Origin of the sequence: Lysinibacillus sp. G01H, from assembly GCF_028872195.1 — a bacterium.
Taxonomy (GTDB): Bacteria; Bacillota; Bacilli; order Bacillales_A; family Planococcaceae; genus Lysinibacillus; species Lysinibacillus capsici.
In genome coordinates, this window is sequence record NZ_CP118397.1 from 186651 (window position 1) to 208919 (window position 22269).

Genomic DNA, 22269 nt, shown 5'->3' on the forward strand with positions numbered 1-22269 from the left:
GCGTAAAATTTACGCAGTGCTTTCAATTTGTTTGCGTTCTATACGTTTAACGAGGTAAATACTTATTTCATACAAAATAATCATCGGTATTAATACGAGTAACTGACTTATAAAGTCTGGAGGCGTGATAACAGCGGAGCCTACGCCCATTGCGATATAAGACCAGCCTCGTATTTTTTTCATGGATTCAGCAGTCAGTACACCAATGGCTGATAAGAATAGGGCAACAATCGGTAACTCAAATAATAGACCAAGCGGTACTGTAGTCATGATTAAAAAGTGCATATATTCATTTGCTGATACCATGACATCGAAATTGGTAGCTCCAATGCTTACTAAGAATGTATAGCTAAGTGGATTTACGACGAAATAACCAAAAGCTACTCCTACTAAAAATAGAACTAACATGATTGGTGCATAGAGGCCTAAAAATCGACTTTCCTCTTCTTTTAAGCCTGGTTTAATAAAGCTCCATAGAAAGTGGACGAGGAAGGGCATTGCAAGACCAAAAGCTAAAGTAGTTGAAATCGTCATGTAAAATTTAACTACTTCTAGCGGTCCTAAAATAACGAGTGAGTGACCTCGCGTTATAAATGGAAACCAAATATTAATAGTAGAAAAGACAACAATGAAAAATAAAATAAAAACCGTTAACCCTTTGATAATTTGCTTACGTAAATCACTAAGATGCTCCAATAATGAGGTAACAGGTATCAGGGGTTCATCGGACACATGATCCTCTTCAATTGCTACCGTAGGTATTTCAACTAAAGCCTCCACTGGTTTTGGAGGCTCGGCTTGTGGTTTATCTAGAGGGCTTAAATATTTTCTTTTTCCGTCTTCATATGGATCCATAGGAAACCCTCCTACGAAGCATCAGATTTTTTTTCGACCTTTTTCACGGTATCATCTTCATCATCCATAAGTCCCTTAGTAGACTTTTTAAATTCTGCAAACGTTTTACCAACCGCTCCACCGATTTCTGGTAATTTTTTTGGGCCAAATACAATTAATACAATCACTAAAATAATGATTAATCCAGGTACTCCAATTGCTCCTAGACCTCCCATAAGTCTTGCCTCCTTTAGAATGATTTTTTATACTAATGAACCACCTGATTGACTGTATTTGATGACTCCCTCAGCACAACGGTAGGCAAGTGCCCCTAATGTGCCTGTTGGATTATAACCACTATTGTGTGCAAAGTTGCCTGCACTTACTGCGAAAAGGTTATCAACATCCCAGTGCTGTAAGTAATTATTCACAACACCTTGTTCTGGTGTTAAGCTCATCACCGTACCACCAGTATTATGCGTTGTTTGGTAGGGTACGATATTGTAATCGGTAATTTCCGCGTTAGGGACAATTGTTTTTGCACCCATTTCCTTCATAATGTCAGCTGCACGTGCAGAGATGTATTTATGAAGAGCTCGATCTTGATCAGTAAAATTGTATGTTAACTGAGTTAATGGTAGCCCGTAAGCATCCTTATAGGTAGGGTCCAGTGATATATAATTTTCCTTATGTGGCATAGATGCTCCTTGCGCACCAATCCCAAATGAACGTGTATAGTAATAAATAGATTGCTTTTTAAATTCTGGTCCCCAAGTAGGCGTATCAGGCGGGGTTGGATTTGAGCCTATTGGTCGTGTACCTGTCTGTGTAAGTGCAATATTACCTCCGTGAATAAAATCTAAATCACTATGGTCAAAATTATCCCCATTGTAATCGTCTATACACATGCCTAACGAACCTGCACCCATAAATGTATTGTATTGTTCCTCGAAGAACCCAGCGGCACCAGGCAAGATTTGATAACAATAGTTTCTGCCAAGTGTTCCTTTGCCAGTAGTAGGATCATATCTTTCCCCAATGTCAGAAACCATTAATAGCTTGGCATTATTAAAGACATAACTAGTTAATACAACAGCATTAGCTGGCTGAATGAATTCTTCTCCCGAAACAGTATCGATATATCTTACACCTGTAGCCTTGTTACCTTGCTTTAAAATTTCAACAACATTGGAATTGAAGCGTAAATCAAAGTTTCCTGTCTTCAGGGCTGTAGGGACAACTGTAATTTCTGCAGATGACTTTGCACCATATTCGCATCCAAAGCGTTCACAAAAACCACAATATTGGCAAGCGTTGATCGTTTCGCCATCTGGGTTTTTATAAACCTCTGATACGTTAGCTGATGGAACCATATAAGGTGTTAGCTTCAGGTTTGTTGCAGCTTTTTCGAATTGTGCAAGCATAGGCGTTTTTTTCATAGGCGGTGTTGGATAGGGATTCAAACGCTTTCCACTAAATTTATTTTTATCATCACCCGAAATACCAGCTGTTTTCTCGAACTTATCGAAATAGGGCTCTAGCTGATCATATGTTAAGCCCCAATCCTGAATCAGATAATCTGGTCCCAGCTTATTAGGTCCATAACGTTTATCTGTTAATGTTTTGATTTGGAAATCATAGGGTAAAAATCGATAAGTCATGCCATTCCAGTGTGTTCCTGATCCACCCAGACCCTCTCCAAGTAGGAAGGAGCCAAGCTGACGCATTGGTAATGCCTTCATATTGCGATCATTACGAAAGCTTACGGTCTCTTTAGAAAGATTTTGCATTAAATCATATCGGATGGCATAACGGTATTCGTCATGAACATTTAAATAATCCTCGGTACCACGCTTTTGACCTCGCTCTAAACCGACTACCTTTAAGCCAGCTTTAGCACATTCAGCAGCAACGATACCGCCAGTCCAACCTACACCAACTGTTACTACGTCTACACTCGGTAATGTTTTAGCCATTTTTTATCCCCCCTTAATGGTTGCCTAATGGATTAGGCTCAATTTTTTGGAACTTGGCATCTTCTATTTGTGTAATATAAGCCATCTGGTGACCAGGGAAGCCCTTCATACGCCAGCCATCCATATTGCGATTTCCTCCATACATAGGGTCAGAATAAGCTCCCTCTAATGTTGCTGCTCGTAATAATGTAAAGAAGAACGCGGAAGTAACCCCAACCATTTCTATGTCACCTTTTTGGAAGGCAGTTAATATTTCATCCATTTGTTTGCCATCTAAATCGTTAAAGCTTTTCTTATAACGCTTTTGTGCTTCATCCTCCATTTTTTGGATACCCTGTCTAAAAATTTCCGCTCGCGTTAAACGGCTCTGGTAGCCTTGAGTTGGGGCACCTACATCAAATGGACCTTGCATATATTCTTTAGAGTTACTCCCATAATTTCCTGCAAGTTGATGATCGATAAAATAGGGAACGTCTAAACCAATAGCTCCTGGTCCCAAATCGTCCTCTGGAAAGATACGTTCCGTGGCCTTTGATAAGATACTAAAATCTTTTTCATTTCTGAAAAACATCTTAGCTTTTGGTGAGCCTGTGGCCTCATTCGTTGTTTCATGACCACCATGCTCTAGGGTAGAAGTACCTTTACCATTGATGTTGTAACCAACTAATCCTCCAATTAAACCACCACCGACTAATGTACCAGCAGCAATACCTGTAGTTTTTAAAAAGTCTCGACGAGAAACATTATTTTTGTCTGAACTCATGGAAGTCCTCCCCTCAAAATGTGTTAAACGGATCCTATCTTTAATAATCAGCAAAAAATGTGAATTATAATCAATTTTTGTTGGAAAATGTTTTAATTTCCTCCATTAGCATGATGTACTCTCCTTTTAAATGACAAGAGGGATCTATGAATTGAAAATTTTGTAGAAAATTGTTAGCACTATAAAGGTAGTGTAAATGGTATTATTATACATTTATTAATCATATTGGAAAACTTTTGTTGACTTCTACTTTTAGTGACTTTACTCTGAAGTTATGTAAAAATATGCGGATTGTATAGCTAAAAATGGAAGAAGTGAGAAAAAGAGAAATGTGGTTAAAAGGAATTGGCGGTAAATTAATTGTTGCAATTATAGCTCTTGTATTTGTAACATGTGGCACGCTTGGGCTATCTACTTGGATAAATAGTACAAAAGCCGTGAATGAGCAAGTGGAATCTAATTTGGTATCTAGAGCAGAGGATGTTTCCCAATACATAGAAGAACACTTCCAATTAACACTAGTGGAGGTGGAGGCAATTGCAGAGCAAGAGGCAGTTCGGAGCATGGACTTTGAAAAGCAAAAGCAGTATCTATCGAAACGTCTTGCCGGTAATGAGAATTATTTAGGTTTTGGCATTATCGATGCTAATGGAGTTGCCCATTATCTGGATGATACAACAGCTGAACTAGGGGATCGTGATTACGTAAAAGAAGGTTTTACTGGTAAGTCTGTCATGTCAGAAATTACGATTAGTCGTGTAACAGGTGAACCAGTCATTTTAATTGTTTCTCCAATTGATACAGTGACAGGTGAAAAAGCCTTATTATTAGCACGTATTGACGGCTATTACCTATCTAAAATTGTAGAAGACATTAAGGTTGGAGACAGTGGCTATGCATTTATGTTAGACGCTAACGGAACAATTATTGGACATAATAATCACTCGTATGTGAAGGAGCAATACAATCCAATTAAGGAAGCAGACAAAACAGGTATCAAGACAGGCAGAGCAATGGCTGCTAAAGAAATGATTACTAATGATAACGGTTATTTTACTTTTAAAACGGAAGATACAGGAACTAGTCTAATGGGCTATCATACCCTCGATAATGGTTGGAAAATGGGGGTTATCGCACTAGAAGATGAGATGCTTTCAGGGCTTACTAAGCTTAAGACCAACTTCATTGTCACTACGATCATTGTTTCGATACTTGGGCTATGCATCTCATTTGCCATTTCTCGCTCTGTTAGTAGACCACTTCGACATGTACTTCGCATTAGTGAGGGCTTATCGAATGGAGACTTTACACAGGAGATTCCAGAAAAATATTTGAAACGTATTGATGAAATGGGAACGATGGCACGTGCATTAGATCGCATGACTGATAATATGCGGGAAATGATAGCCAAAGTGAGTCAAGAAGCAACGGCAGTGAATGAAGCTGCGTGTGATTTAATGGGAGATGTAAATGGAGTAACAAAGCGTTCAAAGCAAATTGCTGGTGCAATAAGTGAAGTAGATCGAGGGGCACAAAGCCAAACTGTGATGGCAGAGGAAAGTGCCTCAGCAATGGAACAAATGGCAATAGGGATACAAAATGTAGCTGAAGTTGCCTCCTCAATTGCTTGTAATACAGATTTTATTTCCCAGAAAATTAGTGAAAGCAATCATGCAGTTCAACAATCCGTTCTATGTATGAATGAGATTCAGCAAGGCACAACAGATGAACTATCAATTATTCACAAACTAGAAAAAGAGTCAGAAGAAATTAGCTTAATTTCAAAAATGATTACCGATATTTCCGATCAAACAAATTTATTGGCATTGAATGCCTCTATTGAAGCAGCACGGGCTGGAGATGCTGGTAAAGGCTTTGCCGTTGTAGCAGAAGAAGTTCGCAAGCTATCGGAGCAAACAGCAGAATCAGCTACTAAAATTAATGTGCTCATCGAAAGAGTTCAATCTTATACATTAGAAGTAGTAAAAGCAGCGGAATCTGGTGAAGATAATGTTGAGCGTGGTTTAGCTTCCATTGAGGCAGTAGGAGAACGCTTCGAGGAAATGGTTCAAGCAGTAGGAGAAATAGCAGGTCAAATTGAAGAAATGAATGCTTCAGCTGAACAAATGTCTGCCAACACGGAGGAAGTTTCCGCGTCTATGGAAGAAATGGCAGCTACTGCACATGCGGCCAGTGATTATGTGCATGAGGTAACAGATGCAACAGCGGAACAGTTGAAGACGGTAGCAGTAATGAACAATCAAACTGAAAAACTATCAGAAATGGCAAAACGTTTATATGAAGCCATTCAAAAATTTAAATATTAAATTAGAGAGGAACTGTCTATTAATGATAGCTCCTTCAGAGTGTTAAAAAACAAAATCATTCATACAATTTTTGTGAAAGGTGAAGATGGATTACCGCTCCATGCAGGGGCTCGTCTGTCTCGCTATCCCACGGTTGTCAGACACCCCCTGGAAAGGACGCTGGCGGAACGAAAATCAACCCCTCACCTTGTCAAAAATTCTTTTTCTGCTAGTAACATTGTCTTTTTTCAACAATATAGGAGGAGCCGTAATTTTAATAACAGCTCCTCTATTATAATGCAATTAAGCGTCTTGCATCGCTGCTAGTAATTCTTCTTTCGAAACGGTGCAATCGCCACCACCTTGTACCATTTGGTCACTTCCGCCACCTTTACCATTAATAAGAGGTAGTGCCTTTTGGGCAACATCCTTCATGCTTTTTGAAACATTATTCCCTCTTGCTGCGACGAATTGTAGTTTGCCTTCATTTTCAGATACAAGTAGAGCTATTACATCTTTTTGTTCCGTAACAATCAAACGTGCTATTTTTTGTAGCTCTTGCATTGTTCGCTGATTAAAAGCAGCTGTTACGACACCTTCGCTATTAACAAGTGCCCTTGCTTCATACGTGAGTAATTCCTCTTTCGCAGCAGCGAGAGCCTTTTCTGTAGTTTTTTGAGTAGATAAAACTTTTGAAAGTGCTGTGGCAGCTTCAATCTCAGGGACACTTAATTGACGAGCAACGTCCGCTAATACTTTTTTACGCATGTCAAGCTCAGTCAAAACGCGTTGACCACACACAAAAGAAACGCGCACATTGCCCTTCATTTTCTCCGTACCTAATATTTTGATGGTACTAACTTGCCCTGTGGATGTAGGGTGAGTGCCACCACAACCGTTGTAATCAAAATTAGGGATAATCACAAGTCGGATGTCTCCCGTCACTGCGACTTCTTTACGAAGATTATAGTTGCCCAGCTCTTGCTCTGTAACCCAGGTAGTTTGAATAGGGCGGTTCTCTAAAATTATGTCATTGGCTCTTGCTTCTGCCGCTGCAAGCTGTTGCTCAGAAATCATTTCTATAGCAAGATCAATTGTTACTTGCTCACTGCCTAGATGAAAGCTTACAGTCTGCGCATTAAAAAGCTCTACAAAAGCAGCTGTTAAAATATGTTGGCCAGCATGTTGCTGCATATGATCAAATCGTCTTGGCCAATTTAATTTGCCATGTACGACACCATCTAAAGTCGATAGATCACCTTCAATATAGTGACGAATTTCATCATCCACTTTTTCAACATCTATGACCTCCAACGCATTCAATGTACCTGTATCGTGAGGTTGACCACCACCAGTGGGATAGAAAGCGGTGTTCGATAGTACAACATACTGACGGTCGAATTCATCAGTTCCTTTACTAATAATAGTTGCATCAAACTCTTGTAACATAACGTCTTGATAATATAATAGCTCTTTCATGAAAAAGCCTCCTCGTATGTAGGGAAATTTAGTTCTAAATTAATTCCATTTCATTGTGGCATAATTAACTACAGGTGTATACGGGTTTTCTAGTTGACCCATGCTGAAATTGATTTAATATAGAAAAGAACAGCTAAAGAAAAAGGAGCAAATATAATGGAAATTACACAATTCTCAATGGAAGAAATTTTAGACCCAACAAATATTATTGAAGGTAAGCGTTATGAATTTATTCTGGATGTAGAAATTGATGAAGAGGATGAGCTTTACCACGAAGCTGGTATTGAAATTCGTGTCCTTATAGGTGAAAAAAACGAAGAACCATTTATATTAAATTACTTCATCATGGAAAAGGCTGAAGGTGAATATTTAGACTTTGCATTAGAGGATGATGAACTAGAAGAAATTTTGACATTCTGTAAAGAAGAAATAGCAAAAGCATAGTAAGTAACAGGTAGAGAGTATATATTCTTTACCTGTTTTTTTATTGAATTAAGGATTATGTAAGCATGATGAAATATACATGTAGTATTGAAGGACTAAACTTAGTTTTAGTGTTCATAAAATAGGGCAATTTAAAGAGAGAGGTGTTTCTATGTCAACGTACACACAATCCATTTTTATAGCATTTTTCATAACCATTATTTTATCCTTTGTACTATTTATACCATGGCTGATTTATACGTATCGCAAGTATGGATACTTATCGATGTCCAAAACCATTATCATGTTCTCATTTATTTTTTACTTTTTATCTGCGCTTTGCTTAGTATTACTACCATTTCCGTCTACAAGAGATACTTGCTCACTTCAATCCGCAGACACCGTTCATACTAATTTGCGACTTTTTCAATTTGTTGATGATGTTTTAAAGGATAGTGGCGTTGTTGCCACAAATCCATCTACATGGCTTGCTATCACAAAACAGCAGGCATTTTTTCAAGCCTTCTTTAATTTCTTACTATTAATGCCATTCGGCGTTTACTTGCGATATTTTCTTAAAGAAAGAAGGTACTGGAAACGTGCATTTTTAATTAGCTTTTTGCTAACATTGTTTTATGAGGTCACACAAAGAACAGGCATTTATGGCATCTTTAATTGCGCATACCGAATCTTTGATGTCGATGACTTATTACTAAACAGTATAGGTGCGCTCCTAGGTTTCTTCCTAGCACCAATTGTTTGGGCATTATTCCCCTCTCATGAAGAGGTTGAGACTAAAGCTGCTGAAATGGAAAAAAATGATATTGTTAAGCCGATTTCTATTTTACTAGCATTGGTCATTGATTTATTTATCGCCCAATTGGTTTGGGTGATTATTGGTGTTCTGACAGGGTATAGCGGTACTTTTGAATTTTTAGTGAAAATGGCTCTGTACATTATACTCTTTGGTTTGCTACCAAGTATGATGAATGGCGCAACGCTTGGTATGAAGGTGATGCGTTTTACAATGGTCAACAAGAATGGTAAAAGTATTGTAAAGCAATCATGGCGTCGTTGTATTGCTATTATCGCTACCTTGTGTTTATCAGATGCCATTACAACATTAGGTGACATTCAATTAGATATGGATTCATCATTTTATGTTCTACAAATTGTCATTTCTCTACTTGCCGCAATAGCAGGTTTTACACTTACAATGATATTAGCCGTTCATGTAGTAAGAGTCATCGTAAGTGGTGGAAAACGACGTTTGTATATCGATCAATATGCTGATTTAATGGCAACAAGGAAAAAATAAGGGGGCTTGTAGAATGAAATACGTCATCATTGGGGGAGATGCTGCAGGTATGTCTGCAGCAATGGAAATCTATCGAAATGTTCCAGGAGCAGAAATAACTACTTTAGAACGTGGTTTTATTTATTCATATGGGCAATGTGGATTGCCTTATGTTGTAGATGGTCGTATTTCATCAACCAAACGTTTAATTGCAAGAGATGTCGAAACTTTTCGAGATAAGTATGGCATTGATGCAAGAGTTGGCTATGAGGTAGAGAATGTAGATATAGAGAAGAAGGTTATTACAGGTACACAAGCAAGTGGCGACAAATTTGAGATTACCTACGATAAACTTCTTATTGCAACAGGTGCTAGTCCAGTCATGCCTGTGAAAAAGGGGAATGAGCTAGATGGTATCCATACGGTAAAAACAATTCCTCAACTGGAAGATTTGATGGCAGATTTAACACCAGAGATTGAGCAGGTAACCATCATAGGTGGTGGCTATATTGGTTTAGAAATGGCTGAAACAATACATGCCTGTGGGAAAAAGGTAAGACTTGTTCAGCGCGGAAGTCATGTGGCCCGTATTTTAGATGAAGAACTTGCTCAGCATGTGCATGAGGAAGCGAAAAAGAACGATGTAGAGCTGTTATTAAATACGAGCGTTGAGGCTTTTGAAGGAAATAAACGAGTGGAACGTGTTATAACAGATAACGGCGTTCTAGAGACGGATTTAGTCATTGTCGCTTCAGGCATAAAACCAAATACACAGTTTTTAAAGGATACTGGGATTGCACTTGCAAAAAATGGGGCGATCATTGTAAATCGTCATTTAGAGACTTCCCTTGAAAATATTTATGCAGCTGGCGATTGTGCAACTCACTTTAATATTGTGAAAGAACGTTTAGATTATATACCGTTAGGAACGACTGCCAATAAGCAAGGTCGATTAGCAGGTCTCAACATGTCAGGCAAATTTGCTCCGTTTAGAGGAATTGTGGGCACATCTATTTTAAAGTTCTTCAATTTAACTATTGCTACAACAGGCATTAATGAGCGCGATGCTAAAGAGCTTGGTTTTGACTATGAGGCATTTAAATTATCTGCACGCCATATAGCTGGGTATTATCCCGGTGCACAACGTATGTTTATAAAAGTGGTCGTTCGCAAGCGCGATCAATTGTTATTGGGTGCGCAAATCGTGGGACCAGTGGGAGTCGATAAGCGTATCGATGTGTTTGCGACAGCATTATATAGTAAAATGACCTTACCTGATTTGCTAGATTTAGATTTGGCCTATGCACCACCATTCAACGGTGTTTGGGACCCTTTGCAGCAGGTGGCAAGAATGAATGGACGTTTATAATAGGAGGTAGAGAGATGAGCATTTATGATATTAATGTAACTTTAGAAGATGGTACTATCTATAGCCTTGAACGTTATAAAGGAAAGCCGATGCTAATTGTTAATACAGCTTCTAAATGTGGCTTTACACCACAATTTGAAGAATTAGAAGGTCTCTATGAAAAGTATCAGGAGCAAGGTCTGGTTGTACTTGGTTTTCCATCAAATCAATTTAAACAAGAGCTAGCGACAGCTGAAGAAGCGGCCTCCCAATGTCGATTAACCTATGGTGTGACATTTCCCATGCATGAGATTGTTAAGGTGAATGGTAAAGAAGCACATCCTATTTTCGATTATCTTACTTCCCACTCCAAAGGATTTTTAGGCAATAGTGTTAAATGGAACTTTACAAAATTCCTTGTAAACCGTAATGGAGAGGTTGTTGGACGCTACGCCTCAGCAGATAAGCCAAGTAGCTTTGAGGAAGATATTCAAAAAGTATTAGCTCAATAGATTAGAAAGGTTCATGCACAACTTGTGTATGAATCTTTTTTTGTTTATAAATTCCAAAAAGCAGTGGATTTAAGGTTGCTGTAAGCTTGCGACAAATTTGCTGTAAGTTTGGGGTCGTATACTAAAGTCAGAAAGAAGAGGTGAGCGTATATGACGCCATTATTAAAGGTACAAAACGTTGGAAAAACTTACGGCAAAGGCGCAAATACTTTTACAGCGCTATCGAATATATCATTTGAAGTAGCAAAGGGAGAGTTTGTTGGGGTAATGGGTCCTTCTGGGGCTGGGAAATCTACGCTTCTTAATGTATTAGCAACGATTGATACGCCAACGACTGGTGAAATTATTATTGAAGATACTAATTTGGCACGTATGAAGGATGCTGAATTAGCAGATTTTCGTCGAGATAATTTAGGGTTTATTTTCCAGGATTATAACTTGCTTGATTCTTTAACAGTGCGCGAAAATATTGTCTTACCACTAGCGATTGCAAAAATGCCGACAAAGGCTATTAATGCGAGAGTTGATCGCATTGCTGCATTGTTTGGAATTAGTGATTTATTAAACAAATATCCTTATCAAATTTCAGGTGGGCAAAAGCAGCGTACAGCCTCATCGCGAGCATTAGTGACAGAACCGAAACTAATTTTTGCCGATGAGCCTACAGGTGCGCTAGATTCAAAATCTGCAACCGATTTATTAGAAAGCTTAAGTGATTTAAACCAATCTCAAGCCGCAACGATTATGATGGTTACTCATGATGCCTTTGCAGCTAGCTTCTGCCAGCGCATTCTATTTATTCAGGATGGACAGCTATCTAAGGAAATTCAACGTGGGACTCTAACGAGGAAGCAATTTTTCCAAGAGATCTTGCAGGTGCTATCTAGCATCGGGGGTGGAGTAAATGACGTTATTTAGTTTAGCGCGTAAAAATGTTCAACGCAATTTATCGAATTACTTTTTATATATTGCCTCAATGGTATTTAGTATCGTTATTTACTTTACGTTTGTGACACTCAAATATAATGATGACCTTTCAGCCTTAAAGCAATCGTCACAACAAATTAAAGGATTGATGAGTGCCTCGTCAGTCGTACTTCTGTTCTTCATTGTCATCTTTATGGCCTATTCCAACTCGTTTTTTATGAAGAAGCGGAAAAAGGAAGTAGCCCTTTACTCGTTACTAGGTGTACGTAAGCAAAAAATTGGCTTAATGCTCTTTTTTGAAAATTTAGTCATAGGACTTGTCTCTCTAATGTTTGGTATCCTTCTAGGTTTCTTTATGTCCCAAGGGCTATTAATGATACTAGTACGCTTAATGGGCTATGAAGTGGTTGGTAGCCTGACATTTTCAATGGAGGCACTAATTAATACAACGGGCATTTTTGCACTACTGTTTTTATTCACATCCTTACAAGGTTACCGTGTAATTTATCAATTTAAGCTAATTGATTTATTCCACGCAGACAAACAGGGAGAGCAAATTCCACGTGCTTCATTAGTAGCTGCTCTACTCGGCACTGTACTTATTGCATTTGGTTATTATACAGCTGCCTCTGATATGTTTACGAGTGAAATATGGCGATTCTTTACGGTATTAGGTACGCCATTAGTGGTTATAGGGGTGACAATTGCAGGGACATACCTTCTATTCCATAGTGTGAGTGTCTTTGTGTTAACAGCATTAAAGAAAGCAACATCATGGTCCTGGAAGGGTTTAAATTTAATCGGTGTTTCTCAATTATTGTATCGTATTCGAGCCAATGCCAAATCGTTGTCAATCATTGCAATTTTAAGTGCCACTACGATTACAGCAGGTGGCGGTGTCTTCGGTATGTATTATAATGCAGAAGCTTCTGTACGTCAGATGCTGCCAAACACATTTATGTGGAAAGGCGAGACAGTAGAATTTTCACAACAAGATGTCTTATATAATGAAGCACTGGCTGTGAAAAATTTACGTGTAGATAATGAATTCTCATTTTTCGAATATACATTACTTAAGGAATCGGACTATAATCGTTTAGCAAAATTACAAGGCAAGGATAAAGAGCTACACATTCCAGAGGGTTCTACGGTTTTACTGGATGCAGCCTATGATGAACGATTTTCACATGATTATACAGGTGAGGACTTTAAGCTACAAAACGGAGACTCCTTCCATGTAGAGAAGATGTACACGGAAAGCGTGTTAAACTTTATAGCAGCTGGAACAGTTCTCGTTGTGAATGATCAAGAGTTTAAAGCTACTGATGCCGATGAAATTATGATGCAGGTTGTTGGATTGGATAATGATTTGAAACAACAGGATGTGTCGAAAGACATTTACCAGCAGTTGTCTTCTGAACAACAAGAATCATTTTCTAGTGTACCGCAAAGCTATGAGGATAGTTTAGCAACAGTTGGTGCTCTATTGTTTGTAGGAAGCTTCCTAGGATTGGTTTTCCTAACAGCAACGGGCAGTATTATCTACTTCAAAATTTTAACGGAAGCCGAAGAAGATCAGGAAAAATATGCTATTTTAAATAAAGTTGGTGTAAATAGTAAGCAAATCTTAAAGACAGTAGCAGGACAGGTCGCTGTTATCTTTAGTGCGCCACTTATTGTGGGGATTGCACATAGTGTGTTTGCATTACTAGCATTTTCACAGCTATTTAACATGAATATTACAAAACCAGTCATCTTGTGGATGATTGCATATTCAGCTATTTACTTTATTTATTATATCTTTACCGTTCGTTCGTTTTATAAAATAGTGAGACAGGGGAATTAATATGAAAAAAGTATTTTTCGGAATAGGTGCATTGTTTATCTTATTCGTAGCAGGGTTAATTGTATTGATGACTGTAGATTTTAACCGATTAAATAAAGATACCAACTATGTTCATATCACGGCTGATGGTGAGGTAGAGGAGTATAAAGCAGATAGTGGTGAAATCTTTAAAATGTATTGGTACGAGCTACCTACTTACGATAAAAATGGGGAAGAGAAAACATTAAAGTTTTCCGCTCATAAAAATTTACGCCAGGATGCTTATTTAAAGCTTTACGTGAAAAAGGAAACAGAAGTTACTTCATTTGATGAAGTGAAATTCCATGAATTACCTGCTAAAGTACAGGATCAAATGAAATAACACAAAGAGGGAGTCTCAAATTTTGAGACTCCTTCTTTTCCACACGAAAGTTCAGTGCAAAGTATTTAGCGTTTAAATTCAACTGGTTAAATTTAGTTTATTTATTTAGTATTCCTTTTGTAGATCAATAATAACGCATGTACCTTTTCCTTTTTCCGAGGTGATGGTCACTGTTCCTCCATGGGCCTCAATGATATCTCTAGCAATAGCTGTACCTAAACCAGTACCAGCAGTATTGTCCGTATTTGTGCCACGGTAATAGCGTTCAAAAATATGTTCCAAATCCTCTGGGGCTATCCCCTTGCCATTATCAGAAATTGTTAGAGTATGCTCATCAACAGACACATAGACAGATACATCGGGAGCATTATGAAGCAATGCATTGTGTAAAAAGTTCATGATAGCTCTGCGCATAAAATGTTCATCTATTTGATGAAGACTGTTCGCAGTTGTCGCCTCAAACGTTAGATTAGCTTGTTCATATTGTGGTGTATTTAATGTTTCAATCACTATCTCTCGAATAAAAGGCACCATGTTCACTTCATTTAGTGTAAGTGGAAGCTGTTGATGTCTTAAACGCATCGTTAAATTTAAGTCATCCAGTAGATTTTGCATATGCAATGATTGTTTTTCTATAACTTTTGCGTACTCGATTTGCTCAGTATTTGTTATTTGTGCATCATTCAATAGTTCTGCATAACCTCGAATAGAGGCAAGTGGCGTTTTCATATCGTGGGAGACATTACTAATCCATTCTTCACGCATAATTTCTAGTCTCTTTCGCTCCTGTTCATGGGCTGCCAATTCTCGTGATACTTCATTTAAGTTTTCAAAAACCGGCTTGTAGACACCACCAGGAGTCTTAATAGACGTATGATCATGATTCTTTAAATGGTGAATGCGATCTATCATCGCATAAAGAGGTTTCGTTAATGTACGACCAAAAAGCCATCCTACTAATGTAGCTACTAACAAGTCCGCAATCACGATGAACAGGCCAAATTTCCCTATAAACTGTAAGAGTGATGTACCAGAAACATGCGTAACAAGCCTTGTAACACCGCTACCTTTAATACCAATTAAATAACTAAAGGGATCCTTACTGCCAATATACACCGTAGTATCAGAATCGAATTCTTTATATTTATATACTTGAATTAAGTCGATAGGTGCATAGTGCAATGGTGCTTTATCTGGTGCAAAATGAGAATCAATAACTTGACCATTTTCATCAAGCAATTGTATCCAAGCATTTCTTTGATGCAATTGTTCGAGTCCATCTTCACGTATGGAGGTTGCTCCATTTTTTATCTCGATATGTTTTTGAAATTCTCGCACAAAGTTTTCCTCTTCGGTGGCAGAAACACCTTCAGAGTCAGTTGTTAGCCGATAAGTAAGGAGTCCCATGAAGATAGCTGTATTGACAAAAATAACAATGATGACGATAGAAAGTACGGAAAGGAGAAAGCGAGCGGTTAATTTCCACTTCATTCTTGTGCCTCTTTGGGCATGACAAACTTATAGCCAAGTCCTTTTACAGTTGTGATATATAGAGGATTAGACGCATCCTGCTCAATTTTTTCACGCAACCGGCGAATATGCACCATAACAGTGTTATCAGAACCGAAGAAATCCTCTCCCCATACACGTTCAAACAATGTTTCTTTACTTAAGATTCGATTGGGATTGTGCATAAAGCACGCCATTAACCCAATTTCCTTAGCTGTTAACTCCAATAACACGCCATTTTTATGCACTTCAGTTTCATCGGCATTCAACTGAAATGGTCCAATTTGTAGTGTTTTTTCAACAATATTCGTTATGGTATCTTGTGTTTGATAGCCAGCTCTACGTAATTGCGCCTTCACACGATAGGCTACTTCTTTCGGGCTAAAAGGTTTTGTAATATAATCGTCTCCGCCAATGGCTAGTCCTAAAATTTTATCAATTTCCTCATTTTTAGCAGACATGAAGAGCACAGGGACATGGGATACTTCACGGATACGTCTACATAAATCGTAACCCTCACCATCGGGAAGCATGACATCTAGAAGTATAATATCGGGTGTTGTTTGTTGAAAGCTTGTCCAAGCATCGCGAATGGTACTAGCTGTATAAATTTGTTTGTAGCCCTCTTTTTGTAAGCTTACTTTTAGTAGATTCGCTAAATCTGCCTCATCATCCACTACTAAAATGGTTGGTTCTTGCACTTGTTCACACGACCTTTCGATTTGGAAGAATCTTTACTGACAATTATTATAAATGAAATGTATAGAAAAGAGGAAATGTTGGGTTGTATTCTACAAGAAAGGAAGTACATTTTTTATATAAACCACTACAAGGTGAAACCTTTACAGATTCTAAAGCGTAAAAAGAGTATTACAAATTAGGAGGAATGGCGATGTTTAAAAAAATAGCAGCAGATGCACTTGGACTTTCAGATATTGGTGTGGTTGTGCCAAGAGAGGACTATGATAAGACAGATGCAGATGATTTTATCTTACATGAAATTGATGAAAAAATTTATTTTTTAATTAAAACGAAGGCTGATGAGTATTGCTTTACAAATCGTGCAATTATTCATGTAGATGGCGAAAGTGCTATGAGCAAGAAACGATTACTGCGACGCTATGACTATTCAATGTATACTGTGACAGAAGTTTTTCTCGAAACAGCAGGAACAATCGACCTTGATGTCGAAATTAAGTTTACAATCGGCAATTCCCCACTGTCCATCGACATTCATAAACGCTTTATTGATGACATTAAAGATTTATATAAAGCACTACATGCCATTAGCTATGAACAAAAGAACAATGCTTATAAGCTAGAAGTAGCGGAAAAAAGTTTAAACATAGCATCATCATCACTTGGTCGAATTGGCAATGACAATATATCTCCTGCGTCGTCATTCAAAGAAATTACAAGCTTTGCGAATACCTGGATGATCGATCATAAAGATAAGTATAAAAAAGAAGACTTCTCACATATTTTTGATTTATATATGAACAATTGATAAAAATAGCTCTCTGCAAGTGTAGAGAGCATTTTTAACATATAACGATATACATAAAAATTATTCTAGGAGCGTGATTAGAAAATGACAAACGACATGCATGTGCTAGAAAAAGAAGAGGTAGAAAGTGATGATTTTATACAGCAACCTCAAGCCGCTGAAACATTGTTCGTAAATGAGTTTATTGATGGTATTTTAGATCCATCACAGAAGATGTTAGGACCACTTAAGGATGGTGGAACGATTATTGCCAATACAACACCTGGATGTTGGGGCCCCATGCTTACACCTACTATTCGCGGAGGACATGAAGTAACGAAGCCCGTGTTTGTAGAAGGGGCAGAGGTGGGTGATGCTATTGTTATAAAAATTAAATCTATTCAGGTCACATCTCTTGCAACTTCGTCTGGCCATGATGAGGCAATTGTAGATCGATTCATTGGTGATCCGTTTGTTTCTGTAAAATGTCCAGGCTGTGGCAAGCTTCATCCAAGCACAGTTGTAAAAGGGATAGGCCCACATGCAATTCGATGTTCTACATGTGATACAGAAACGGCACCCTTTAAAATGACAAACGGTTATACGATGGTACTAGATCATAAAGGGCAAATGGGTGTAACGGTTGGACGAGAGGGTGCTAGACGAATTGCACTTGATGCTAGAACCTACATGAGAACACCTGAAAATTCTGTACAAAATCCTGTTGTAGCATTGGCTCCAAGCGATTTAGTAGGTGTATTGGCGAGAATGCGACCATTTTTAGGTCAGCTTGGTACAACCCCTTCTAAAGCGATGCCTGATTCACATAATGCAGGTGACTTTGGTTCATTTTTAATTGGAGCACCACATGAATATGCTTTTACTCAAGAAGAATTGGATTTACATCGTACCGATGGACATATGGATATCAGCCGAGTACGAGAAGGTGCGACTATTATTTGTCCAGTCAAGGTACCAGGCGGTGGTGTATATATTGGAGACATGCATGCTATGCAAGGGGACGGCGAGATTGCAGGACATACAACTGATGTAGCGGGTATTGTACAGCTTGAAGTTAAGGTCTTGAAGAAAGTAGCTTTGGAAGGCCCAATTTTACTACCAAATGTAGAAGATTTACCTTATACAGCAAAGCCCTTTACAAAGGAAGAAAAACGTCGCGCACGTGAGCTAGCGGAGGAGTTTGGTGTTAAGCAGGTAGAGGATGCATTCCCAGTGTCGGTGGTTGGTTCTGGTAAAACGTTAAATGAGGCGACTGATAACGCGATTAGTCGAGCTGCGAAGCTATTTGAGATGAGCGAACCAGAGGTTTTAAATAGAGCAACAATCACAGGCTCCATTGAAATCGGACGCCATCCAGGGGTTGTCACAGCCACTTTCCAAGTACCTAAAACTGTATTGAAAAAGGTAAGAATATATAAAACTATTAAAAAACAATATGACTAATAAATGATTTCTTGAAAAAGCAAACTTTTAAAAGTTTGCTTTTTTGTATGAGCTATAAGTCAGATAAGTAATTGTTTTTCTGAAATTTGAAGTTTGGATTGAAATCTATTGTTGTGTTGATATAATAGTTAAAGTTTAACAATGATGAACAGGACCTTATATAAAATAGATGAGTATAGAAGAGAAAAGTTGGTGTCTAATGACAGAAATTATAGGTGTGGAAAACAAAATAGAGAAAAAGAGTAGTATAAAACCTTTTATATTAAAAATGAGAGGGGGAGGTCATGCTCCTTCTCGAACAAATTTCGCTGATGCCTTTACTGGAGCAATGGGAGGATTAATATGCATTTTTGTGTTGCTATGGTTAACTAACATTACCGATTCACCTTGGTTAATGGCATCATTAGGCGGTAGCTGCGTTCTTATATTTGTCGTTTGGAATGCACCTTTGTCCCAGCCACGAAATATAATTGGAGGTCACTTCATTTCGGCATTTATCGGGTTGGCCATGTATTCATTACTAGGCTCCAATATATTGTCTATTAGTCTTGGTGTTGGATTAACTATATTTTTTATGGCCTTTTTAGGTGTCATCCATCCACCAGCAGGCGCCAATCCTATAATTATTATTTTAGGAGGTTATGGTTGGAGTTATTTACTAACCCCTGTATTAATTGGAGCAGTCATAATTGTATTTTTCGGTTTGTTGATCAATAATTTACGAGAAAAAAGAAAATATCCGTTGTTTTGGTAAAGATGATATCCATCTATGAAGTGTGTCCACTTATATAGATGGTTTTTTTATATTTGTTAACGTTTTTGCTATACATACCCATATTTTTTTAGCATATGTTAGTTAAGATTTGTTATATTGAAGAAAGAGTGTAAAAATCATGTATTTAAATGATAGGGGAAGATCTTTGTTGGTAGAAATTGATGGGAGGATCCATTTTTATGCTGTTGGACTGTGATGAGCAATTATTCATGGCTTATAAACAAAGAAGTAAAAAGGGTGCTGAAAATATACTAGCAACTTGGCTGGAGGCAGAGTCAAATCTGCAAGAAGATCCAAAAATACTTGGTACTTCGCTTTCACCCAATCTATTTTTAGTAAACGAAGAAACGGCTAAGAATATTGCCTTTTCCACAGCACGTAAATATTGGGGTCATGTATCAACAGAAATGCAAATATATTTTGACAAATATGGTTTAGATTCAAAATTTGTGAATGAGCGTCTCAGTGCTTTTTTCTATACCCAAAAGGGTAAAGATACTTTTTTTGAGCAGCTTTTTGCACAACATACAATAGACTTAGAACGATTAATTTGGTTAGTCTTTGGGAAACGAATGCAAATAGCTATGCCAGTTAATGAGCTACAATCAATTATCTTATATAAATTTCAAGATGAATATTTAGTGCATATGATGTATAAAGAGCATGTATCTTTTTGGCATTGGCTTTTCACAAAAAAAGTTTATTCACTGCTTATCCACAAACCTTTAGAGCAATTCACATTTCTTTATGAAATAATGGGACATTTCGAGCATTCTGTGAGAGAAAATTGTGAACATGTGGATAACTTTGTGAATAACTATAAAGCGATACTGGATAAGTGTATAACTCATGTGGATAAGCATAATGCTAGCTGTTTGGCAAAGAAACAGTTACGTCTTTATCAAATTGTTACTCATTATCGCTTATCAGAAGGTGATTTTAAAAGTGTCAAAGGGCTTATTACCTCATTTGAAGCTGAATGGCGCTACTCAATGTATGCACTATCAGAGAAGGAAAAAGTGTTAATTGCCTATATTTTATTTCATATAGCAAATAGAGAACAGCAGAGTGAAATGGTTATACAATATGGTGAATATTTATTAGAGGATGAGCGAATAAATAATTATGCCATTGAAATATTACTAGAGTATAAAGAGCTATTACCAAATCGTAAACCAACACCACCTGCCATTATTAAAAATTATCAGCTAAATTATTTAGAAAATTTATATGCCATTCTACTGGAGCACTATGTAAAAATGGCACGTTATGAGGATGGCTTACTTTTATTAAAAGAGCATGTTTTAGCATCGAATAAAAAAATCAATTCTTCATTAGTACACAAAAACTTTAGTAGTGAACAACTTATTGCAATTGAGGCATATGTTCAACAGGATATAGCACTTCATGTGAATAACTCTCTACAACATATTGGTTTGTCTGTGGAAGAGTGGCGACGCAATTATCGTCAACCAAATGCACCATACTATGTTGTCGCACAAAGTGCATCCCTGCATATGTTAAATATTTTAAGAGTTTTGTTTGTAACCGAGCAGTACGAGCTTTTTGAAAAGTTAATGGAGATTTACAAAAAATATCTACTAATAGATGATCATTTTGAAAACCTACGTATGTTTATTAGTGCATATGTATAAAAAAGGTGTCTAATACATCACAGTATTAGACACCTTTTTTTACTCTAAAACGCCTTTTTCCTTCAAAGCCTCAATTTGTTCAGCATCAAAGCCTAGAGATAGTAAAACTTCCTCATTATGCTCGCCTAATTTAGCACCAACATGCTTGTATTCAGGCTGCGTACCATCAAATTTAAACGGAGAGGCAATTTGTTTTTGCATAGTGCCATCGCTTTTGGGAATAGTCACAATCATTTCTCGTGCCTTTAGCTGTGGATGCTCACATGCTTCAGGAAATGTTAGAACTGGCTCTACACAACCTTCGAAATCCTCGTTAAACACCTCAAGCCATTCCTCATATGTCTTGGACAAGAAAGCGTCGTGAACAGCCTCTTTAAAACGAATTTGTGTATAGTAGGAGTCATTGAAGGTATTATCGATCAATTCGGGAATATCGAGTGCTTCACAGAGCAATTTGCGAAATTGAGGCTCTAAACTACCGACAGAAAAAAATCGCCCATCCTTTGTTTTGTAAAAATCATAGTAGCTGCCTCCATTTAAAATTTCTTGCTCTGGCTGTGGGACACGTCCACCTCCAATAAATGCTGCACCATACATAGCATTAAGTGAAAAGACAGCATCTGTCATACTAATATCGATGAACTGTCCTTCTCCTGTTTTTTCACGATGGAGGGCAGCAGCCAGTACGCCTATTGCTGCATGCATTGTCCCTCCAGCTATGTCAGCTAGTTGGACGCCCATGGAAACAGGTTTTTTATCCTTATGGCGTGAATAGTCGAGTAAGCCTGCTAAGGATAGATAGTTATTATCATGTCCTGGACGATTACTATATGGCCCTGTTTGTCCGTAGCCAGTTATCGCACAATAAATAACCTTAGGATTTATTTCTTTAAGCGCTTCATAGCCGATGCCAAGTCGATGCATTACACCAGGTCGAAACCCTTCGATAATAACGTCATATTCCTGTACAAGTGATTTAACAATGTCGATAGCTTCTGGTGATTTTAAATTTAGCGTTATAGACTTTTTTGATCGATTTAAATGTTGATGGATATATGCCTCATGATCCTCGTCATAGGGAGGCATGATTCGCGTTAAATCAACCCGCTTTGAAGATTCGACATGGATAACATCTGCTCCTAAATCAGCAAATATCATTGTCGCCATTGGTCCTGGTAGTAATGCAGAAAAATCGAGAATTTTTAACCCCTTTAAAATACCCAAATCTTCCAACCCCTTTTTGTGTAGGCTACACAACCATCTGTATGATGATGGCGAGTAGCGCTTTTCTCATAATCCCCATTGTGT

20 protein-coding genes are annotated in these 22269 nt (G+C 37.8%); 12 read left to right on the forward strand and 8 right to left on the reverse strand.

The features are described 5' to 3' along the window. Positions 1-9: 9 nt before the first annotated feature. From tatC to PSR12_RS00955, 4 genes are read right to left on the reverse strand one after another with little or no spacing between them, the layout of a single operon-like run. The gene (gene tatC / locus PSR12_RS00940) at positions 10-855 is read right to left on the reverse strand and encodes a twin-arginine translocase subunit TatC (protein WP_048390786.1); all 846 of its coding nucleotides are present in this window, start codon (positions 853-855) and stop codon (positions 10-12) included. Positions 856-866: 11 nt separating this feature from the next. Beyond that, on the reverse strand, positions 867-1070 hold the full coding sequence (tatA, locus tag PSR12_RS00945; RefSeq protein WP_048390784.1) for a twin-arginine translocase TatA/TatE family subunit: 204 nt from the start codon (positions 1068-1070) through the stop codon (positions 867-869). A 27-nt stretch (positions 1071-1097) separates the two neighbouring features. Continuing rightward, positions 1098-2810, reverse strand: a complete 1713-nt coding sequence (locus PSR12_RS00950; RefSeq protein WP_274771221.1) for a GMC family oxidoreductase — start codon at positions 2808-2810, stop codon at positions 1098-1100. A gap of 13 nt (positions 2811-2823) precedes the next feature. Beyond that, a complete protein-coding gene (locus tag PSR12_RS00955; protein ID WP_131522166.1) occupies positions 2824-3573 on the reverse strand; it encodes a gluconate 2-dehydrogenase subunit 3 family protein in 750 nt (249 codons plus the stop codon). A 329-nt stretch (positions 3574-3902) separates the two neighbouring features. Here PSR12_RS00955 and PSR12_RS00960 point away from each other — a divergent pair, with 329 nt between their 5' ends. Next, positions 3903-5900: a methyl-accepting chemotaxis protein gene (locus PSR12_RS00960; protein WP_221681355.1), complete on the forward strand. Its 1998-nt coding sequence runs from the start codon at positions 3903-3905 to the stop codon at positions 5898-5900. A 282-nt stretch (positions 5901-6182) separates the two neighbouring features. On the opposite strand, the gene PSR12_RS00965 is transcribed toward PSR12_RS00960, so the two are convergent. Continuing rightward, positions 6183-7358: an alanyl-tRNA editing protein gene (locus PSR12_RS00965; RefSeq protein WP_274771224.1), complete on the reverse strand. Its 1176-nt coding sequence runs from the start codon at positions 7356-7358 to the stop codon at positions 6183-6185. 156 nt (positions 7359-7514) lie between these two features. Between PSR12_RS00965 and PSR12_RS00970 the strand changes: the two genes are divergently transcribed. The 7 genes from PSR12_RS00970 (at position 7515) to PSR12_RS01000 (ending at position 14072) form a co-directional block, all read left to right on the forward strand. Next, positions 7515-7802 (forward strand): DUF6509 family protein, encoded by a 288-nt coding sequence (locus PSR12_RS00970; protein ID WP_004233902.1) that lies wholly within the window; start codon positions 7515-7517, stop codon positions 7800-7802. Positions 7803-7953: 151 nt separating this feature from the next. Further along, entirely contained in the window at positions 7954-9099 is a 1146-nt protein-coding gene (locus PSR12_RS00975; protein WP_274771225.1) for a VanZ family protein, read from the forward strand. Between the two features lie 13 nt (positions 9100-9112). Beyond that, the gene (locus PSR12_RS00980; RefSeq protein ID WP_221681358.1) at positions 9113-10447 is read left to right on the forward strand and encodes an FAD-dependent oxidoreductase; all 1335 of its coding nucleotides are present in this window, start codon (positions 9113-9115) and stop codon (positions 10445-10447) included. A gap of 14 nt (positions 10448-10461) precedes the next feature. After that, entirely contained in the window at positions 10462-10938 is a 477-nt protein-coding gene (locus tag PSR12_RS00985) for a glutathione peroxidase (protein WP_004233894.1), read from the forward strand. A gap of 150 nt (positions 10939-11088) precedes the next feature. Next, positions 11089-11856 carry an ABC transporter ATP-binding protein gene (locus PSR12_RS00990; RefSeq protein ID WP_004233892.1) on the forward strand — a complete coding sequence of 256 codons (768 nt, stop codon included), beginning with the start codon at positions 11089-11091 and terminating at the stop codon, positions 11854-11856. Further along, positions 11843-13711 carry an ABC transporter permease gene (locus PSR12_RS00995; protein ID WP_274771229.1) on the forward strand — a complete coding sequence of 623 codons (1869 nt, stop codon included), beginning with the start codon at positions 11843-11845 and terminating at the stop codon, positions 13709-13711. Before PSR12_RS00990 ends, PSR12_RS00995 begins: the two co-directional genes overlap by 14 nt. Position 13712: 1 nt before the next feature. Further along, positions 13713-14072 (forward strand): YxeA family protein, encoded by a 360-nt coding sequence (locus PSR12_RS01000; RefSeq protein WP_274771231.1) that lies wholly within the window; start codon positions 13713-13715, stop codon positions 14070-14072. A gap of 105 nt (positions 14073-14177) precedes the next feature. Here the strand turns inward: PSR12_RS01000 and PSR12_RS01005 are convergent, their stop codons facing one another. Both PSR12_RS01005 and PSR12_RS01010 read right to left on the reverse strand, forming a co-directional pair. Continuing rightward, the gene (locus PSR12_RS01005; RefSeq protein WP_274771233.1) at positions 14178-15563 is read right to left on the reverse strand and encodes a sensor histidine kinase; all 1386 of its coding nucleotides are present in this window, start codon (positions 15561-15563) and stop codon (positions 14178-14180) included. Beyond that, positions 15560-16282, reverse strand: a complete 723-nt coding sequence (locus PSR12_RS01010; protein ID WP_221681362.1) for a response regulator transcription factor — start codon at positions 16280-16282, stop codon at positions 15560-15562. Before PSR12_RS01010 ends, PSR12_RS01005 begins: the two co-directional genes overlap by 4 nt. A 191-nt stretch (positions 16283-16473) precedes the next feature. Here PSR12_RS01010 and PSR12_RS01015 point away from each other — a divergent pair, with 191 nt between their 5' ends. From PSR12_RS01015 to PSR12_RS01030, 4 genes are all read left to right on the forward strand, one after another. Then, positions 16474-17088, forward strand: a complete 615-nt coding sequence (locus PSR12_RS01015) for a PH domain-containing protein (RefSeq protein ID WP_048390761.1) — start codon at positions 16474-16476, stop codon at positions 17086-17088. A gap of 84 nt (positions 17089-17172) precedes the next feature. Continuing rightward, positions 17173-18531 carry an acetamidase/formamidase family protein gene (locus tag PSR12_RS01020; protein WP_257520955.1) on the forward strand — a complete coding sequence of 453 codons (1359 nt, stop codon included), beginning with the start codon at positions 17173-17175 and terminating at the stop codon, positions 18529-18531. Positions 18532-18730: 199 nt separating this feature from the next. Then, positions 18731-19285: an HPP family protein gene (locus PSR12_RS01025; RefSeq protein ID WP_221681364.1), complete on the forward strand. Its 555-nt coding sequence runs from the start codon at positions 18731-18733 to the stop codon at positions 19283-19285. 200 nt (positions 19286-19485) lie between these two features. After that, positions 19486-20961, forward strand: a complete 1476-nt coding sequence (locus tag PSR12_RS01030; protein ID WP_274771237.1) for a hypothetical protein — start codon at positions 19486-19488, stop codon at positions 20959-20961. Positions 20962-21000: 39 nt separating this feature from the next. Here PSR12_RS01030 and PSR12_RS01035 read toward each other — a convergent pair whose 3' ends face one another. Further along, positions 21001-22185 carry a CaiB/BaiF CoA transferase family protein gene (locus tag PSR12_RS01035; protein ID WP_004233875.1) on the reverse strand — a complete coding sequence of 395 codons (1185 nt, stop codon included), beginning with the start codon at positions 22183-22185 and terminating at the stop codon, positions 21001-21003. Positions 22186-22269 lie beyond the last annotated feature (84 nt).

Coding starts and splice junctions, on each gene's coding strand:
- PSR12_RS00955 (WP_131522166.1), bottom strand. CDS start 3,573: ATGAGTTCAGACAAAAATAATGTTTCTCGTCGAGACTTTTTAAAAACT.
- PSR12_RS00950 (WP_274771221.1), bottom strand. CDS start 2,810: ATGGCTAAAACATTACCGAGTGTAGACGTAGTAACAGTTGGTGTAGGT.
- PSR12_RS00985 (WP_004233894.1), top strand. CDS start 10,462: ATGAGCATTTATGATATTAATGTAACTTTAGAAGATGGTACTATCTAT.
- PSR12_RS01000 (WP_274771231.1), top strand. CDS start 13,713: ATGAAAAAAGTATTTTTCGGAATAGGTGCATTGTTTATCTTATTCGTA.
- PSR12_RS01005 (WP_274771233.1), bottom strand. CDS start 15,563: ATGAAGTGGAAATTAACCGCTCGCTTTCTCCTTTCCGTACTTTCTATC.
- PSR12_RS01030 (WP_274771237.1), top strand. CDS start 19,486: ATGCTGTTGGACTGTGATGAGCAATTATTCATGGCTTATAAACAAAGA.
- PSR12_RS00960 (WP_221681355.1), top strand. CDS start 3,903: ATGTGGTTAAAAGGAATTGGCGGTAAATTAATTGTTGCAATTATAGCT.
- PSR12_RS00975 (WP_274771225.1), top strand. CDS start 7,954: ATGTCAACGTACACACAATCCATTTTTATAGCATTTTTCATAACCATT.
- tatA (WP_048390784.1), bottom strand. CDS start 1,070: ATGGGAGGTCTAGGAGCAATTGGAGTACCTGGATTAATCATTATTTTA.
- PSR12_RS01015 (WP_048390761.1), top strand. CDS start 16,474: ATGTTTAAAAAAATAGCAGCAGATGCACTTGGACTTTCAGATATTGGT.
- PSR12_RS00980 (WP_221681358.1), top strand. CDS start 9,113: ATGAAATACGTCATCATTGGGGGAGATGCTGCAGGTATGTCTGCAGCA.
- PSR12_RS00970 (WP_004233902.1), top strand. CDS start 7,515: ATGGAAATTACACAATTCTCAATGGAAGAAATTTTAGACCCAACAAAT.
- PSR12_RS00965 (WP_274771224.1), bottom strand. CDS start 7,358: ATGAAAGAGCTATTATATTATCAAGACGTTATGTTACAAGAGTTTGAT.
- PSR12_RS01025 (WP_221681364.1), top strand. CDS start 18,731: ATGACAGAAATTATAGGTGTGGAAAACAAAATAGAGAAAAAGAGTAGT.
- PSR12_RS01020 (WP_257520955.1), top strand. CDS start 17,173: ATGACAAACGACATGCATGTGCTAGAAAAAGAAGAGGTAGAAAGTGAT.
- tatC (WP_048390786.1), bottom strand. CDS start 855: ATGGATCCATATGAAGACGGAAAAAGAAAATATTTAAGCCCTCTAGAT.
- PSR12_RS00995 (WP_274771229.1), top strand. CDS start 11,843: ATGACGTTATTTAGTTTAGCGCGTAAAAATGTTCAACGCAATTTATCG.
- PSR12_RS00990 (WP_004233892.1), top strand. CDS start 11,089: ATGACGCCATTATTAAAGGTACAAAACGTTGGAAAAACTTACGGCAAA.